A 17,230-nucleotide genomic window follows, 5' to 3' on the forward strand; every position below is an offset into this window, starting at 1 on the left:
TTTAATTTTCAGGAATTTTTAAAATCTCTTCAACTTCCTTTAATTCGGTTTCTTTTCTTTTTTCATCCCAGTTCAACAACGTAGCAGCAATATTTAAAACTTTCGCCAGTGTTTCTTCTCCCGGATGACCAAGAGTTCCGATTCCGGTTCTTCTGAATAAAATATCACTCAATTTTATTGCCATCTCATTTTGAATGGCGTAAACGACCTGAGCTTCAATTTCGCCATCGGCGTTTAAGCTTATGGAAAGTCCATCTTCTTTCGCCAAACGCAATACGGAATCAAGCTCGGTTCCGTACATTTTGCACAGAAAATCGATTTGCTCTCCTTTAAATTCAGGATTCTCTTCTGTTTTTACATCAACAAAACGTTGAAAATTTTCAATATCGCTTCCTTTTAAAAATTTTGAAGCTGAAATTGACGCAATAGGTTTCTTTCCCACCTTTTTAAAAAGATAATCCACCAGATTTTCCGCCAGGCTGCGACTGGTCGTATATTTTCCCCCTTCAACTGTTATAAGGCCGGAGATTCCATCTTTTTCATGATCAACAATTTCATATTTCCGCGATGATTCGTATACATCTTTTGTTTGATCTTCTACAAGCGGTCGTAAACCACCGTATACAAACTGAACATCGGAATACTGTAATTTTTCTTTCTCGCCAAACACTTGATTTACCTCTTCAAGAAAATCGTTGACGGTACTTTTTGCTACTTTATATTCATCGGGTTTTCCAATAAATTCCTTGTCGGTTGTACCTATTAATGTGCGATTTCGCCAGGGAACAATAAAACAATGACGCCCGTTGAGGGTTGTTGCAGTCACAATATAATTGTTTACCAATTTTTTGGTTATAAAATGAATTCCCTCGGAACGGCGTAACACTTTTGTTGCGTATTTTTTTGAAGCTTTATTTACAATAACATCTGCCCACGGCCCGGAACAGTTGATCACATACCTTCCTAAAACATTATATTCATTGTTTGCAACTTTGTCGAAAACTTTACATCCATAAACCTTTCTTTTATGTGACTTCTTTTCGAACAGGAAATCTTTCACTTCCGCATAATTTAACACTTTTGCTCCTGCTTCAACCGCCGATTTAATAAATGCAAGCGTCAGTCTTTCAGGGCTAAAGCTGATACAGTCATAATAAATTTGTGAGTGTAATAATCCATCAGAGATTAAAGAAGGCTCCAGACTCAAAGCGTTGTTTTTCGATACCGTTCTGTGCTTTGGCATTCTTTTACTTTTATCGCGCAACCAATTTTTATCAAACGAAAGTAAATCGTACAGAATCATTGCTGCTTTGAGCATCCACCCCGGAGTTTTGCCATTTTTATACCCCGTTAAAAGATACGGTGCAGGATGTACAAAATTTGGTGCAATATTGGTTAAAATCCTCCTCTCACGAAGTGATTCCCGAACCAGCTTCAATTCCATTTTTGCGAGATAACGTAATCCGCCGTGGATCATTTTAGAAGTCGCCGCTGATGTTGCTCCACCAAAATCATCTTTCTCAAATAAAGCCACTGAAAACCCTCTGGTTACAGCTTCATAAGCAACAGCCGCACCGGTAATTCCGCCTCCAATAATCAAAACGTCAAAATGACTATCTTGTATAAAACGTGTTGTTCTTTTCACTGATTATTGTTTGCCTAAATTTAGTTTTTATTCAAATGAAAAAAAACTATTCGCCATAATGATTGTTAAAGACAGAAATGAAATTTAAAACAACAAAATAGCAGAGTATCTCATCTTATTTTTAAAGTTTTATAAATAAAATCGTTTATTTGTTTTCATTTTAAAAAAAATATTTTCATATTTGCAGCAAATCGTAAGCAAAACGAATGAAAAACACGATTAACATATCAATTCTCAGCCTAATTCTAGGTATTATTCTTCTAATTAAGAAGAAATGAGAATGGTGTGTTATTAAAAGATATTTGGAAAAAGTGAAGCCATTCTCATCATAAGAGGGTGGCTTTTTTCATGTGAAGCATTTGACTAAAAAAATTAAAGAGAAATAAATTTCAAATAATAAATTACAGATTACCATGAGTGACAGACTTTACATTTTCGACACAACTTTGAGGGACGGAGAACAGGTTCCGGGTTGCCAGTTGAACACAGTGGAAAAGATTGAAGTCGCCAAAGCATTGCAGGAGTTGGGAGTCGACATTATTGAAGCAGGATTCCCCATCTCAAGCCCCGGTGATTTCGAATCGGTAGTTGAGATTTCAAAAGCGGTTACATGGCCAACAATTTGTGCCCTGACCCGCGCAGTAAAAAAAGATATTGATGTTGCTGCTGAATCACTAAAATACGCAAAAAAAGGACGTATTCACACAGGGATTGGAACATCAGATTTTCATATCTACCACAAACTAAACTCTAATCCGGAAGAAATAATTGAACGCGGAGTTGAAGCTGTAAAATATGCAAAAAAGTTCGTTGAAGATGTTGAGTTTTATGCTGAAGATGCAGGCCGAACAGAAAACGAATACCTGGCCCGTGTTATTGAAGCCGTAATTAATGCAGGTGCTACCGTTGTAAATATCCCGGACACTACAGGATATACACTTCCGCACGAATTTGGCGATAAAATTAAATATTTAATGGAACATGTTTCCAATATTCATAAGGCAACTATTTCAACACACTGCCACAACGATTTGGGAATGGCAACAGCAAACACGGTCTCCGGTATTTTAAACGGGGCACGCCAGGCTGAGGTAACCATTAACGGAATTGGCGAGCGTGCCGGAAATACTTCACTGGAAGAAGTTGTAATGACTTTAAAAACGCATTACAAAAGTTTGCAGATTGAAACCGGTGTAAATACACAAAAAATATATGGAACCAGTCGTCTTGTTTCTACATTAATGAACATGCCGGTTCAACCAAACAAGGCGGTAGTTGGAAGAAATGCGTTTGCACATTCATCAGGAATTCACCAGGATGGTGTTTTGAAAAATCGCGAAAACTATGAAATTATGGATCCTGCAGAAGTAGGAATCAACGAATCGTCGATTTTACTTACTGCACGAAGTGGACGAGCGGCATTAAAACACCGGCTTGAAATTCTTGGTTTTGAGCTGACAAAAGAAAAACTGGATGAAGTTTACGAAGAATTTTTAAAACTGGCGGATAAGAAAAAAGACATCCGTGACGATGATATTGCATTACTGGTAGGTGACGCAACACGTCAGGAGCGAAGAATAAAACTGGATTTTTTACAGGTTGTTACCGGCAAAAATATGATGCCAATGGCGACCGTTCGATTGGACATTGCAGGTGAAAAATTTGATGCTACATCGGCAGGAAACGGTCCCGTTGACGCTGCAATCAAAGCGGTAAAACAAATCATTCACCGGCAAGTTGTTATCGAAGAATTTCTGGTACAGGCAATTACACGGGGAAGTGACGACATTGGCAAGGTACACATGCAGGTAGAATACGAAGAAGGTATTTTCCACGGTTTTGGTGCCAATACCGACATAATTACAGCTGCTGTGGAAGCATTCCTCGACGCCATTAATAAAATTCCGGTGGGACAGCCCGCAACGGTTTAAATTGAAAGTAAAACATAATTTGATATTTCGCTAAAATAAAAAATGGAAGCAAAAACATTATTTGATAAAATCTGGGACGCCCACGCAGTAAAACAAATTAAAGACGGTCCCAGTGTTTTGTATATCGATCGTCATTTGATTCACGAAGTAACCAGTCCGGTGGCATTTCTGGGACTTAAAAAACGTGGATTAAAAGTTTTCCGTCCCGATAAAACGACAGCAACACCAGACCATAACGTTCCTACTGAAAATCAGCATCTATCCATTATTGACGAACTTTCGAGACATCAGGTGGAAATGCTGAAGAAAAACTGTGCCGAACACGGTATTGTATATCACGATTTACAGTCAGAAGGGCATGGGATTGTCCACATCATAGGGCCTGAACTGGGTCTTACACAGCCCGGAATGACCATCGTTTGTGGCGACAGCCACACTTCAACTCACGGCGCTTTTGGCGCCATAGCATTTGGTATTGGAACAAGCGAAGTTGAAATGGTTTTGGCCAGCCAATGTATAATGCAGCCAAAACCGAAAAAAATGCGAATTACGATAAACGGTGTTCTAAATGAAGGAGTAACAGCAAAAGATATAGCACTTTACATTATATCGCAAATTTCAACCAGCGGTGGTACTGGCCATTTTATTGAATATGCAGGTACAGCTATTGCCAGTTTGAGTATGGAAGGCAGGATGACCCTTTGTAACCTTAGTATTGAAAGTGGTGCCCGTGGGGGAATGATTGCACCTGACGATGTTACCATAAACTATGTAAAAGGTCGGAAATATGCCCCCAAAGGAGAAGATTGGGACAAAGCAGTAGAGGCCTGGAAGGAATTAAAATCTGACGAAGGTGCCCTTTTCGACACTGAATATACTTTTGATGCCGCTGACATTGAACCGATGATTACATACGGGACCAACCCTGGAATGGGAATAGGGATTTCAAAAACAATTCCTACAACAGATGGAATGACCGGAAGTGACAAAGCCACTTTTGAAAAGTCGTTACAATATATGGGATATAAAGCGGGTGAAGCCATGAAAGGGAAACCGGTTGACTACGTTTTTCTGGGTAGTTGTACCAACGGAAGAATTGAAGATTTCAGGGCATTTACCGAATTTGTAAAAGACAGGAAAAAAGCTCCAAATGTAACTGCCTGGCTGGTTCCGGGGTCAAAACATGTTGAATACCAGATTCGGGAAGAAGGATTGGTTCAGATTCTTGAAGCTGCAGGTTTTGAATTGCGTCAGCCCGGATGTTCAGCCTGTCTTGCAATGAACGACGACAAAATTCCGGAAGGCAAATATGCGGTTTCTTCCTCGAACCGAAATTTTGAAGGTCGCCAGGGACCGGGGGCCCGAACCTTGCTTGCAAGTCCGCTTACTGTTGCAGCTGCAGCATTAACCGGGAAAGTTACCGATCCCAGAGAATTAATGTAAGATTGAATATTGACTAATGATTATTGATTAATTGTGGATAGATATGAATTAAAGAATAGAACTAAAATTTTTGCACATCAATGTGTAAAATTTGCTTCTTCTCTCCCAAAAACAAAATTGGGATCTCATATTGAATGCCAGTTAATCAGGTGCGCCACATCGGTTGCTGTAAACTACAGATCAGTCCTTTTAGCGCAATCTGATGCTGCTTTTGCAGCAAAATTATCAATAGTCATTGAAGAAATAGACGAATGTGATTTTTGGATTGAATTTGCATTGGATGAAGAAATTGTATCATTAGAAGTAGTTGCTTCTCTTATGAAAGAAGCTAAAGAACTAACCGCAATTTTCATCGCCGGCAGAAAAACAATTCAGTCTGAAAAATAAAAAATAATCAACAATAAATAATCAATAAAATGGCATACGACAAATTTTCAATTATAACATCACCGGCAGTTCCGCTTCCCATTGAAAATGTGGACACCGACCAGATTATTCCCGCACGATTCTTAAAAGCCGTAGAACGCAAAGGTTTTGGTGATAATCTTTTCCGCGACTGGCGTTACAATAAAGACGGAAGTCCGAAAGCTGATTTCCCTTTAAATGACCCAAAATTCTCCGGTAAAATTTTAGTTGGAGGAAAAAACTTTGGAAGTGGTTCAAGCCGTGAACATGCAGCATGGGCAATATACGATTATGGTTTCCGTGTTGTGGTTTCCAGCTTTTTTGCTGATATTTTTAAAGGGAATGCATTGAACAACGGCTTGTTACCAGTTGTTGTTTCTCCTGAGTTCCTTCAAAAAATATTCGACGCTACAGAAAATGATCCGAATACAACTTTTGAAGTGAATCTGGAAAAACAGACTTTTACGATTTCTGCTACAGGCGAATCAACAGATTTTGAGATCAATCCGTACAAAAAGCATTGTTTACAAAACGGACTTGATGACATCGATTACCTTGTGGAAATGAAAGATGAAATAGAAGCATTTGAAGCAGAGAGGTAAGCTTTCTGCTCAACTGCAAACAGATAAAAAATGACAGGCAGAACAGTTGAAATGACAGGTAAACACCTGACGATAATGGACACTACCCTTCGTGACGGCGAACAAACTTCAGGAGTTTCGTTTAGCGAAGGGGAAAAACTAAGCGTAGCAAAAGTTTTACTCGAAGATGTAAAAGTTGATCGCATCGAGATTGCTTCGGCACGGGTTTCAGAGGGTGAATTCAAAGGGACAAAACGGGTTATGCAGTGGGCTGCGGAGAAAGGACACCTGCATCAAATTGAAGTGCTGGGATTTGTTGACGACAAAACCTCACTTCAGTGGATTGCTGATGCCGGGGGTAAAGTAATCAACCTCCTTTGCAAGGGTTCATTAAAACACGTTTCCGAGCAATTGCGAAAGACACCGGAACAGCATTTGGCTGATATAAAAAAGGTAATTTCAAATGCCGCTGAAATGGGAATCCGGGTAAACATCTACCTTGAGGACTGGTCAAACGGGATGCGTAGTTCAAAAGACTATGTTCACTTTATGATCAAAAATCTAAAAGATGAAAAAGTTGACCGGATGATGTTACCCGACACACTTGGTATTTTGGACCCGGATGAAACCTATGATTTCTGCAGCGAAATGATAGAAGCTTTTCCTGAAGTAAACTTTGATTTTCATGCTCACAATGATTATGATTTAGCAATTGCCAACGTCTTTCATGCAATAAAAGCCGGTATTCGTTGTGTACACACTACGGTAAACGGCTTGGGAGAACGCGCCGGAAATGCGCCTCTTTCAAGTGTAATAGCTACAGTCAAAGACCACCTGAAAATGAAAACCAATGTGAACGAAACGCACCTGAATAAAGTTTCGCGTTTGGTTGAGTCATTTTCCGGAATCCGCATCCCTACCAACAAACCATTGATTGGCGAGTTTGTATTTACACAATGTAGTGGTATTCATGCAGATGGTGACAATAAAAACAATCTTTATTTTAATGAACTTTTGCCGGAACGTTTTGGAAGAATCCGCCAGTATGCACTTGGAAAAACTTCAGGTAAGGCGAACATTAAAAAAAATCTGGAAGATTTGGGAATTGAGCTTGACGCCGACTCATTAAAAAAAGTTACACAGCGTATTATTGAACTGGGTGACAAAAAAGAGACGGTTACAAACGATGATCTGCCTTATATTGTCTCTGATGTTTTGAACAACGACATTATGGAACAAAAAATCAGGGTTGTAAACTTCTCTGTAATGCATACCATGGGATTGCGACCGGTAGCCAATGTATCGCTCGAAATTGAAGGAAAAAAATACGAAGAATTTTGCGACGGTGACGGACAATATGATGCTTTTGTAAAAGCCCTTCGGAAAATTTATAAACGTTTAGGGAAGTCATTTCCAAAACTGATTGATTATGTGGTTACCATTCCACCCGGCGGGAAAACGGATGCACTGGTTGAAACAGTTATTACCTGGAAAAACAGCCGTGAATTCAAAACAAAAGGATTGGATCCTGATCAAAATGCAGCAGCTATAAAAGCAACAATCAGAATGCTAAACATTATTGAAAATGATTTTAAGCCCGGAATTCTGGATAAAATTTTGAATAGTATTTCCTGAATCTCCTGTTAAAAAAATATATTTAAAATACCTCGGAATTCTATCTCATCACTGTTTGGGCAGGTAGAAGGTATCCGAAAAAAAAAGACTATAAATGAAACTAAACATTGCAGTACTTCCCGGCGACGGAATCGGGCCGGAAATTGTTGAACAGGCCATGAAAGTTGTAAAGGCCGTTACCAAAAAATTTAACCACGAATTGTCATATGAATATGGTTTAACCGGCGCAATTGCCATCGACGAGGTAGGAGATCCCTACCCTGAAAATACGCACGAACTGTGTATGAAATCGGATGCAGTTTTATTTGGAGCCATCGGCGATCCCAAGTTCGACAATAATCCCAAAGCTCCTGTTCGTCCGGAACAGGGATTGTTGGCTATGCGCAAAAAACTGGGGTTATATGCCAATATTCGTCCCGTTGAAACCTTTGAGTCGTTGTTACATAAATCTCCTCTCCGCCGCGAATTGGTTGAGGGAGCTGATTTTGTTTGTATCCGCGAATTAACCGGTGGGATTTATTTTGGTGAAAAAGGGAGAAAAGATGGTGGTAACACTGCTTTTGATACCAACACTTATACCCGCGAAGAAATTGAACGTATTCTGAAACTGGGGTATGAATTTGCAGGAAAACGTAACAAAAAACTAACAGTGGTTGACAAAGCCAATGTTCTGGAAAGTTCACGCCTGTGGCGCGAAGTGGCACAGGAAATGGCGCCAAATTATCCTGATATCAAAACAGAATACATGTTTGTGGATAATGCTGCAATGCAGATTATTCAGTGGCCTAAAAACTTCGATGTAATGGTTACCGAAAACATGTTTGGCGATATTCTTACCGATGAAGCCAGCGTTATTACAGGTTCGCTTGGATTGCTTCCTTCTGCTTCCATGGGAATCCACACCTCGGTTTTTGAACCCATTCACGGTTCTTACCCGCAAGCTGCCGGAAAAGACATCGCCAATCCAATTGCAACCATTCTTTCCGCTGCTATGATGTTTGAATATGCTTTTAACCTCATGGAAGAAGGAAAAATCATCCGCGATGCTGTTGCCGCCTCAATGACCGAAGGTTACGTAACAGTTGATATTGCCGAAGGTGAGTCATTCAAAACCTCGCAGGTTGGTGACTGGATTGCTGAGTGGGTAGAAAAAAGTTAATTACATCGAATAAATTAATGAACCGTTCCTTGTCAAGAACGGTTCATATTGAGATTAACGGCTGAGAATTAGTTTCTGGGGTAATACCTTGTCCTTTCCTTTTATTTTTATAAAATATACTCCACTCACAAAATTCGACATTTCTATTTCAAACCGGCCGGTATTTATCTGGCTTTGATTTAATACTTCTCTTCCTGTAGCATTAAAAACAGATACTTCAAGCTTTTCACCAACATTGGATGGAAATTCAACATAGACAATGCCGGAAGTTGGGTTTGGATATATTTTCAGATTTGACTTTTCCGGATGATTAATACCAACGGTAAAACCAACACAAATTGTAAAATTGTTTACTGTTGTGTCTCCTGCCAAATCGGTAGCGATTAGACGAAGACTAACACAGCCTGTGTCGGAAACAGCTGGCGACGCAAACAGCGTGTCGTTGTAAAAATTGAGCCAAGCCGGCAAATCATCGTATTCTTCGGATAAGAGTGTGAGTGTGAACGTATCATTGTCATCCGGATCCTCAAAAACAGCATCAACTCCCGCACCCAAATTCACGGTTACTGTATCACCCGGTTTTATACCAAAATCCTCCAGTTCTCTTATTATTCGGGGAGGGTCATTTTCTGCATTGATATTTAAATTAAATGTATCAGCAAAACTTTTCCCTGTACTCCTATTTAGCAATAACAGATCAGCGATCGAAAATCCGTTGGCATCTGGTGCAGGAAGTATCATTAATACCGCGCTATCACTTCCGGTCTCATAATCAACCATATAAGATTCTACCAACTGGGGATTTCCTGTTGTAAATACAAATTCAACCGAATCATCAGAGCATCCCGAGCCATCATCAATTCCTGTTAAAACAATTCTCATCCAGCCTGAATCTTCAATCATTTCGACATCCGGAATTGAATCGATCTCCGGATTTACTGTCCCGGGAAGAACAGTTATTTCAAATGTCAGAGTATCTGTATTACCTGAATTATCAACAGCTACCCACTTCTCGGTAGTGGTACCAACTGGAAATGTTGCAGTGCCACCTAATCCCCCTGCTAGTTTTACTACCGGAGATTTGCAATTGTCAAGAGCTACAATTTCCGGATATTCTACTACTGCTTCACACTCTCCTTTATCAGCGGTAACCGTAATATTTGTTACAGGCGTAAATGATGGAGACAACGCGTCGCTTATATCCACGTTTGTGTAACATGTATTAGTGTTTCCGTTATTATCGGTAACGGTAATACCTATCCGATTGATACCAATATCATTACAATCAAAAGCGTCTTGACTGGCGACAACCGACCTGATTCCACAGGCATCGAAAACAGATTTGTAACCATCATTGATATTTAGTCCGGCATATCCATTCTCATCCAATTCCAAAACAACATCTTCGCATTTAATAGCAGGTAAGGTTTCATCTTTTACACGAACAGTTGTGTAACAGGTATCTGTATTTTCCTTTTGATCTTTAGCAATAACCATAATTTCCACATCCTTTTCTGCCTGCTCACACGAAAAAGAATCTGGTAGAATGGTAAAAATCAAATCATCGTATTCGTCAGCATTGTCAGTAGTACCTGCGGTTATTTTTTCGATATCGAATTCACTCAACTCATATTTTCCAAATCGATCTAAAACAATTGTTATTGGGTTACAGTATACCTCAGGAGGGGTAATATCTTCTGTATTAACGCTCAGATTAAGTATTACAGTGCTATCGCAGCCACTAACTGACTTAAATATTTCGGTGTAAGTGCCGCCTGTTGTGAGAGTTTGACCTCCAAAAGAGAAAGGTAGTTCATCCTGAAGAATTGAAACAATAATATTCACAAGGAAAGTATCATTTACTGTAAAATCAAGAGTAACTGTGCTGTCGCAACCAGTAATTGTGTTAAATACTTCGGTGTAGGTACCACTTGATGTGAGAGATTTAGTACCAAAAATATAGGGCAATTCATTTTCACAAATTGAAACGACGTCACTTACAAGGAAAGTATCTTTTACAGTCAAATTCAACGTTACAGTGCTGTCGCAACCGCTTGAGGAAACAAATGTTTCATAATATGTTCCTGAAGATGATAATGATTGTGCACCAAAAGTAAACGGGATTTCGGTTTTACATATGGCCGTATCAACAGTTGATATTTTTACAGGAAAAACATGTATTGAATCACTCAAAGTCACAATCTCTGATTTTCCTGATGGAGTATGACTTACCGTTGCAGTCACTTCATACTTTCCATCCTGAATATAACTATGCCGGGGATTAAATTCGATGGAAGTGGTTCCATCTCCAAAATTCCATACAATATCGGTGACATCTGTTGTGTCTGAATAAAAACTGAGCGGTTCATTTACACAGACTGTCGTGTCAGAAACCGATAATTCGGCCCAGGGTGAAAAGTCGAATGCAACTGTATCGCCAACCGATGAACTCCAGCGGCCATGTTCATCCATAAACTGAATAGTAAAAAAATGCTCTCCCGAAGGATTATCCGGAAACTCCAGATTATCGTGAAGTAAGTAGTCCTTTGAAGGACTTTCAATGGTATCGGTTATCATCGTAGCCAAATCACTGTCTAGCCAGTAACGGTAAACTACAATTTTGTTATCTGACGTAATATTTGTGGAGTTATATTTTGTAAAGAACTTCGAAAAAGCCGGACTAAAATCTCCATTTTCATCCTTAAATCGGAAATGCACTGTATTTAGCCCGTTATCAAGATCTGAAACATCAAGAAGATTATCCAAGCTTAGAAATTCTGAAGGAGTAATATTTTTCAAATGAACAGATGAATAGTCGTTGTTATACCAGTATTCCAGGGTAGTAATTTTCTTCACTACAGGTGTTGTACTTCCTGCTTCTATTACAAAAAAGCGGGAAACCGCTGGCCCCGATATTCCACCTTCATTCTGAAACCGGAAATGTACTGCATGTAATCCTGTCTCCAGAGACGAAACGGATAGGTTATCATTAAACGAAAATACACTTGACGCAGATATATTTTGTTTTGTTCGTGAACTATAGTCGCTATCGTACCAGTACTCATATGCCGTAATTTCCTGCATAGCCGGGGTCAAGGTTTCAGGAAACAAAGTAAAAAAACAAGATCCTGGTGAGCCCCAAATTCCCCTTTCATCCTGAACCCGGAAATTTAATGTATGCAGTCCGAATTCCAATGAGGAAACATCAATCGCTTCGTCAATATTCAATAAACGTGTTACTCCAACCGACTGATTTACTACTTCAGAATAATTATCGTCAAACCAATATTCCCATGCAGTAATTTTGTTCTGGGAATACATATTCATCGATAGAACAAAAAATACAAATACCCAGATGACTTTTTTCATTTTAAATAATTTAAATGAATTTGTTTTCATGATTCCAGTAATTTGGAATGTTTGAAACCCGGGTTTATCGCTCTTGTGCAGCTACCGTAATTTGTACACCAAGTTGTCCGCCTGATGCTTCGCTATCAACAGACACACTGCGTATATGCGGATAATAGGGAACAGCGCCTTCTTTGTATGGTAATAAAGTTCCATATACACCAATATCTGTTCCATCTTCTGCAGCTCCAATTCCCGGGCATCCGGTTTTTAATTTATAATCATTATCATATGAAAAACTATAATTCGTGCCTGTAATAGTTGTATAAATATTATCTCCCCCAACATCGGTAATATTGTTTGTTCCTGTATGGGTTGAGGTTTCCGGATTATAAGGAAGTGCTCCGGAATACAGGTTGTATGAAAACTCGCAGCTTTCGGTATATCTCATACCGTAGTAGTAAGAAAATATATTATTTTTAAATAAACAACCGTTCACATATGTCAGTAAATAAGAGCCACTGTAGTTAAAATTATTATGATCAAAAAATGATTGGTGAAAATTATTCAAACCTCCAAACAACATCGATTTTTCAATCAGGCAGTTTGACGCATTATAAGCATTTAAAGTAGACATAACTGATTCAGAAATTACAAAATTAGTAGCTACTGTATCTGAAGAACTAGCCCTTAGATTTAAAGTACTTCCTACTCTGCATCGTTTAATCGAAATATTCATTGCATCATTTCCACTACTTCCAAAACTAAGAGAATTGGTAAAATATATCCCTTCAAATGTGCTGTTGTCACAATTTCCCGTAAATACCAACGATGTTATGATTCTTGTAGCTTTGGTTGCACTTGTTGAGTCGGGATAGTGTCCAACACCAACCCAGTGCAAAGTTTTATCAATGGTTACAGGACTTATATTAAAACCTCCACCAGGTAAATAAATTGTATCTCCGGAGTTGGCAGCCAATATAGCGTCATTTATGTTTGTATATACTGAGGCTGAACCATTCTGAACAACTATACGCGGCTGGGCATAAATTAAAGTTGCAACAAAAATAAACGGTAAAAGAATTAGTTTTTTCATACTTCTAAGATTTGGTTTTTCGTTTTTTTGTTCCTGTTTTTGGCTTAAAAATAGAAACATTTACTCCTCCCAAATCTCATTATATAAAAGAGTTAACCAACCGTTGGTAATTTATGACAAATGGCATACTTCAATTCACCATCCGTTTTTTACAAATACAATCAACATAAAACAAATGCGATAAAAAATGTCAAAAACTATTTACCAGTCTTATATTGTAGAATCCGAAGATGAATTTCTTTTCTGCGGTCACGGGAAATGGCCAGTTCAGAGCCGTTGTCTAATTTTATATTTTTTCCGTACGATTTTATATGTTCCATATTCACCAAATACGATTTGTGAACACGTAAAAAAGGAAACTCCAATAGTTCATTTTCCCAGAAACCTAAATGTTTTGATGTCAGAAGTTCGTTTTCGGTGTCTGTTTCATCAAAATAAACAACAGTTGAATATTCCTTTTCAGCTTTGATATACAAAATTTTATTTGGAAAAATAAAATTGGTTTCCGTCTGTCCTTTCACTACAATTTGTCTGTTTCTGAACGCATTATATGTCCTAAGCAACTCATCGAGTCTATTCTTTTTGAAAATATTTTGCCTTGCTTTTTTTATGGCGCGGACCAGATCGTCTCCATCGATTGGTTTTGTAATATAATCGATAGCATTGTATTTGAAAGCTTTTAAAGCATACTGATTATAAGAGGTTACAAAAATAATGTGTAACTGTTCAAACTGGAGAGATTCCAATAAACGGAATGCGTCAAAATCATCATTAAATTGTATATCCAGAAACAACAAATCAAAGTCAAGTTGCGGTAATCCCGACAACGCTTCCTTCCCTGATGAAAAAACCTCTGTAACTTCAATGTCAGGAGCATAATCTTTTAGCATGTTTTGAAGGTTTAAAACCGAATATTTTTCATCTTCTACAATTACCGTTCTTATCATTTGTAACTCTACTTCTCCGATTTAAAAATACGAATTGTTTCTCATTTTTATTCCCCTTTCTAATTCGTTTTACTGAACCACCAGAGGAATTAAGAATGATACTTCAACACCGCACTCCCGATTCTTAACCTCAAAATTAATATTTGCTTTTTTATGAAGTAAATCGATCCGTTCGCGGGTAATTTTTGTACCAAGTCCTGTTCCCAAAGAGATTTTCTCTTTATTGATACCTCTGCCATTGTCTTCTATCGAAATGACCAAAAACCTGTCGCGGACTTCAATTCTGATTTCAATTTTTGAATTTTTTCTTTTTCCATTCTCAAACCCGTGTTTTATTGAATTCTCAACAAGGGGCTGTAAAATCATTGGGGGAACCATTATTGACTGGGAAGCGTAATTACCGGGAACTTTTATTTGATAAGTAAAACAGCCATCACATCGCAATAACTCGAGATGTATATAATTTTCAACAATTTCCAGTTCATCGCTCAAACTAATAACTTCTTTTTTAATACTTTGCAGAATAACACGCAACAACTTTGAAAACTTTACAATATAGTCGGTTGCCTGTTTTTTGTATCCCGAATTAACCAGCCCGCTGATATTATTCAGGCAGTTCATAACAAAATGAGGATCGAGTTGAGCTGCCAATGCCTCGCTGCGGAGCTGAATTATACGTTGCTGAATCATTGCTTTTTTCATACCTGCTTTTCTGATAAGAAGAATTACAAATGCAATAATCAGCATGCTTACAAATAGTAGCAAACCAATAAACCATACTTTTGCCCAGTAAGGTTTTTCTATTTCAAAATGTATCGACACAATTTCTGAAGTTACTTTACTAACACCGGGGTCTGCTTTCGCCTGAAAAGTATATTTCCCGGGTTTTAGTTGATAAAATGTTATTTCATTAATTTCAGAAGCTTCGGTCCAATTATCTTGTAAGCCGGTCAGTTGATAGTAATACCTGATATTCCCCACATTGGCAAAAGAAACTGCATCAACCCTGAACCTCAGATTATTTTCATTGAATTTTAGCATGATATCTTTTACCCTATTTACTTTTTTCCAGGCAATATTATCAGTTGAAATTTCAGTTTTCAGATAAATCCGGGGTGGCAGGATGTTTTTGTTGATTAAATTTTCAGGATTAAACGAGGTTACATAATCGCTGGTGGGAATCCACGCCATTCCCTTTGAGTCGGTAAAAAAACCATTTTGTCCGCATTCGATACCTGTGAATCCGCTTTTTTGGTCAAACAGCAACATCTCGAAAGTGTTATTTTTATAATAATCATCGAGGTTAACAACATAAATTCCTTTTAAACCACCAAAAAGCAAGTAGTGAGGTTCAACAAACAAAATGGAATAAAATGCCTCTTCGTTTTTCAGGGCTACGTGTAAAAGCGAATCTCCGTTAAACATGTTTATATTTTCAATACCTCCAATCCAAATATTATTTTTATGATCCTTTGCGGTACTGTAACTTTTCAAACAACTTTTTTGGTTATAATTTACAATCGTATCCTCTTTGATTAAAGCTACTCCTGCCCTGCCCACCGCAAGAATATGGCTATTTTTATCTGTTTCCGCATTTAAAACGCTTGAAACCCCAATACTGTCCCTATGCAGGTATTTTAGTATATTTCCGTCTTTTAAAATATAAAGCCCCGGATACCCCATACAGGCAAATGTGCTGTCGGTAAGCGGCTTTGTCATTTGGAACGGAAGATCAGCTAATCCTTTAACCGGACTGAATCTGCCATTCCTGTACTTAAGCACATTACACTCCGTTGGGAAATAAACGGCCGAATCAAACTTTGACGCTCCCATATAGTACCTGTAATAATTCGGGGCAGGATCCTGTTTAACAAAGTCTGCAATCTGTTTATTTAAACGCTTCGTATAATCAGTAACTGTCTCACCATCCCATTTCCATATCCCGTTTTGATAGGAAGCAAACCACATATTATTTCCGTTGCCTTCAATTACCGACCACACCCAGTCTTTATTTCCCATGCCAAATGAATAGTTTACAAAATTGAGATCAAAAAAATTGTACAATCCTTCTTCTGTAGCAACCCAAATATTTGATTCATTGTCAATTAATAAATCCCTGATTGAAGTAAAATTTTGTTTAATGGGAATTATTTTGTCTTTATAGTAATACAGATTCTCTGAAGTTTTTATTATTAAAGCATTATTTTCAGGTACCGGAACAGCCTTAAAATATCTGTCACTAAATTGGATTTTCACCAGTAGCTCAAATTTTCCTCCTGTCAATTTGTAGATAGCCCCTTCGCTGTTAATTCCGTACGTATACTCCTTGTTTTGAATGATTTCCGAAATCATTCCCGGATTTTTATAAGAAACAACAACGTTAGTCTCGTCAATATCCGACACATATATTGAATCGCCATCAGTTTGCCAAATCAGATTTTCGCTGTTTTTGTCAAAACCAATAATTTTGCCCAAACCGTTATCAAATTGAATAAGAAACAGAGAATCGGGGTTCTCGTAATTAAGGATTAAACTGACAACTCCCCGGATAGAATCAAAACAGGCAGCTTCCCGGAGCCCAACAACATCAGAACGTTTATAATTGGAATAAACAACACACCCTTTCGGATAAGGATATGCTTTTAAAGAATCTTCATCAACCTGAATCATCTGGTGTTCACTAAATTGAAAAAAATCCCCGCGCGAATTTCCCCCCAGGGTAACATAATCAAAACTGTTTACATCAACTTCGGTGTTGGAAAAATTTTTAAATGATTTTCCGTCAAAACGACTTAGCCCTGCCTTTGTTGAACACCACAAGTAGCCTTTTGAATCCTGAAATATGTCCATCACCTGCATTTGGAGCAAGCCTTCGTGAATCGTATAATGTTTATAGGTATGTTCTATTTTGATATCAAAAGCGCTAACCTGTTCAACGTTAAACAGAAATAAAAAAGGTATAATTATGAGCAAAACTCTATCGGTTACACTGATGATCTGGTTTTTCATAAAAAGATTAATAATTAATCCTTTAAATCTA

At 38.1% G+C, this 17,230-nt stretch carries 11 protein-coding genes; 6 read left to right on the top strand and 5 right to left on the bottom strand.

Annotated features, from left to right (window positions below; all coding sequences use genetic code 11):
- Position 1: 1 nt before the first annotated feature.
- Positions 2-1,645, bottom strand: coding sequence for a glycerol-3-phosphate dehydrogenase/oxidase (locus GM418_RS27810; RefSeq protein ID WP_158871095.1), 1,644 nt, complete (start codon positions 1,643-1,645; stop codon positions 2-4).
- 413 nt (positions 1,646-2,058) lie between these two features.
- Between GM418_RS27810 and GM418_RS27815 the strand changes: the two genes are divergently transcribed.
- The 6 genes from GM418_RS27815 (at position 2,059) to leuB (ending at position 8,799) form a co-directional block, all read left to right on the top strand.
- Positions 2,059-3,576: a 2-isopropylmalate synthase gene (locus GM418_RS27815; RefSeq protein ID WP_158871097.1), complete on the top strand. Its 1,518-nt coding sequence runs from the start codon at positions 2,059-2,061 to the stop codon at positions 3,574-3,576.
- 42 nt (positions 3,577-3,618) lie between these two features.
- Positions 3,619-5,019 (top strand): 3-isopropylmalate dehydratase large subunit, encoded by a 1,401-nt coding sequence (gene leuC, locus GM418_RS27820; protein ID WP_158871099.1) that lies wholly within the window; start codon positions 3,619-3,621, stop codon positions 5,017-5,019.
- 33 nt (positions 5,020-5,052) lie between these two features.
- Positions 5,053-5,406: a four helix bundle protein gene (locus tag GM418_RS27825; RefSeq protein WP_158871101.1), complete on the top strand. Its 354-nt coding sequence runs from the start codon at positions 5,053-5,055 to the stop codon at positions 5,404-5,406.
- 29 nt (positions 5,407-5,435) lie between these two features.
- On the top strand, positions 5,436-6,026 hold the full coding sequence (gene leuD / locus GM418_RS27830; protein WP_158871103.1) for a 3-isopropylmalate dehydratase small subunit: 591 nt from the start codon (positions 5,436-5,438) through the stop codon (positions 6,024-6,026).
- A 30-nt stretch (positions 6,027-6,056) separates the two neighbouring features.
- Positions 6,057-7,640 (top strand): alpha-isopropylmalate synthase regulatory domain-containing protein, encoded by a 1,584-nt coding sequence (locus tag GM418_RS27835; RefSeq protein WP_246222782.1) that lies wholly within the window; start codon positions 6,057-6,059, stop codon positions 7,638-7,640.
- 94 nt (positions 7,641-7,734) lie between these two features.
- Complete coding sequence (gene leuB / locus GM418_RS27840; protein WP_158871105.1) at positions 7,735-8,799, top strand: 3-isopropylmalate dehydrogenase; 1,065 nt, start codon at positions 7,735-7,737, stop codon at positions 8,797-8,799.
- Between the two features lie 54 nt (positions 8,800-8,853).
- Here leuB and GM418_RS31955 read toward each other — a convergent pair whose 3' ends face one another.
- From GM418_RS31955 to GM418_RS27860, 4 genes are all read right to left on the bottom strand, one after another.
- Positions 8,854-12,168 carry a T9SS type A sorting domain-containing protein gene (locus tag GM418_RS31955; protein ID WP_158871107.1) on the bottom strand — a complete coding sequence of 1,105 codons (3,315 nt, stop codon included), beginning with the start codon at positions 12,166-12,168 and terminating at the stop codon, positions 8,854-8,856.
- A 64-nt stretch (positions 12,169-12,232) separates the two neighbouring features.
- A complete protein-coding gene (locus GM418_RS27850) occupies positions 12,233-13,243 on the bottom strand; it encodes a right-handed parallel beta-helix repeat-containing protein (RefSeq protein WP_158871109.1) in 1,011 nt (336 codons plus the stop codon).
- 197 nt (positions 13,244-13,440) lie between these two features.
- On the bottom strand, positions 13,441-14,190 hold the full coding sequence (locus tag GM418_RS27855; protein WP_158871111.1) for a LytR/AlgR family response regulator transcription factor: 750 nt from the start codon (positions 14,188-14,190) through the stop codon (positions 13,441-13,443).
- Between the two features lie 69 nt (positions 14,191-14,259).
- On the bottom strand, positions 14,260-17,199 hold the full coding sequence (locus GM418_RS27860) for a sensor histidine kinase (protein ID WP_158871113.1): 2,940 nt from the start codon (positions 17,197-17,199) through the stop codon (positions 14,260-14,262).
- Positions 17,200-17,230 lie beyond the last annotated feature (31 nt).

This window comes from Maribellus comscasis (genome assembly GCF_009762775.1).
Taxonomy (GTDB): domain Bacteria; phylum Bacteroidota; class Bacteroidia; order Bacteroidales; family Prolixibacteraceae; genus Draconibacterium; species Draconibacterium comscasis.

Excerpts from the sequence above, each read along its gene's own strand:
- GM418_RS27850 (WP_158871109.1), bottom strand. The coding sequence starts at position 13,243 with ATGAAAAAACTAATTCTTTTACCGTTTATTTTTGTTGCAACTTTAATT.
- GM418_RS27860 (WP_158871113.1), bottom strand. The coding sequence starts at position 17,199 with ATGAAAAACCAGATCATCAGTGTAACCGATAGAGTTTTGCTCATAATT.
- leuB (WP_158871105.1), top strand. The coding sequence starts at position 7,735 with ATGAAACTAAACATTGCAGTACTTCCCGGCGACGGAATCGGGCCGGAA.
- GM418_RS27835 (WP_246222782.1), top strand. The coding sequence starts at position 6,057 with ATGACAGGCAGAACAGTTGAAATGACAGGTAAACACCTGACGATAATG.
- leuC (WP_158871099.1), top strand. The coding sequence starts at position 3,619 with ATGGAAGCAAAAACATTATTTGATAAAATCTGGGACGCCCACGCAGTA.
- GM418_RS27815 (WP_158871097.1), top strand. The coding sequence starts at position 2,059 with ATGAGTGACAGACTTTACATTTTCGACACAACTTTGAGGGACGGAGAA.
- leuD (WP_158871103.1), top strand. The coding sequence starts at position 5,436 with ATGGCATACGACAAATTTTCAATTATAACATCACCGGCAGTTCCGCTT.
- GM418_RS27855 (WP_158871111.1), bottom strand. The coding sequence starts at position 14,190 with ATGATAAGAACGGTAATTGTAGAAGATGAAAAATATTCGGTTTTAAAC.
- GM418_RS31955 (WP_158871107.1), bottom strand. The coding sequence starts at position 12,168 with ATGAAAAAAGTCATCTGGGTATTTGTATTTTTTGTTCTATCGATGAAT.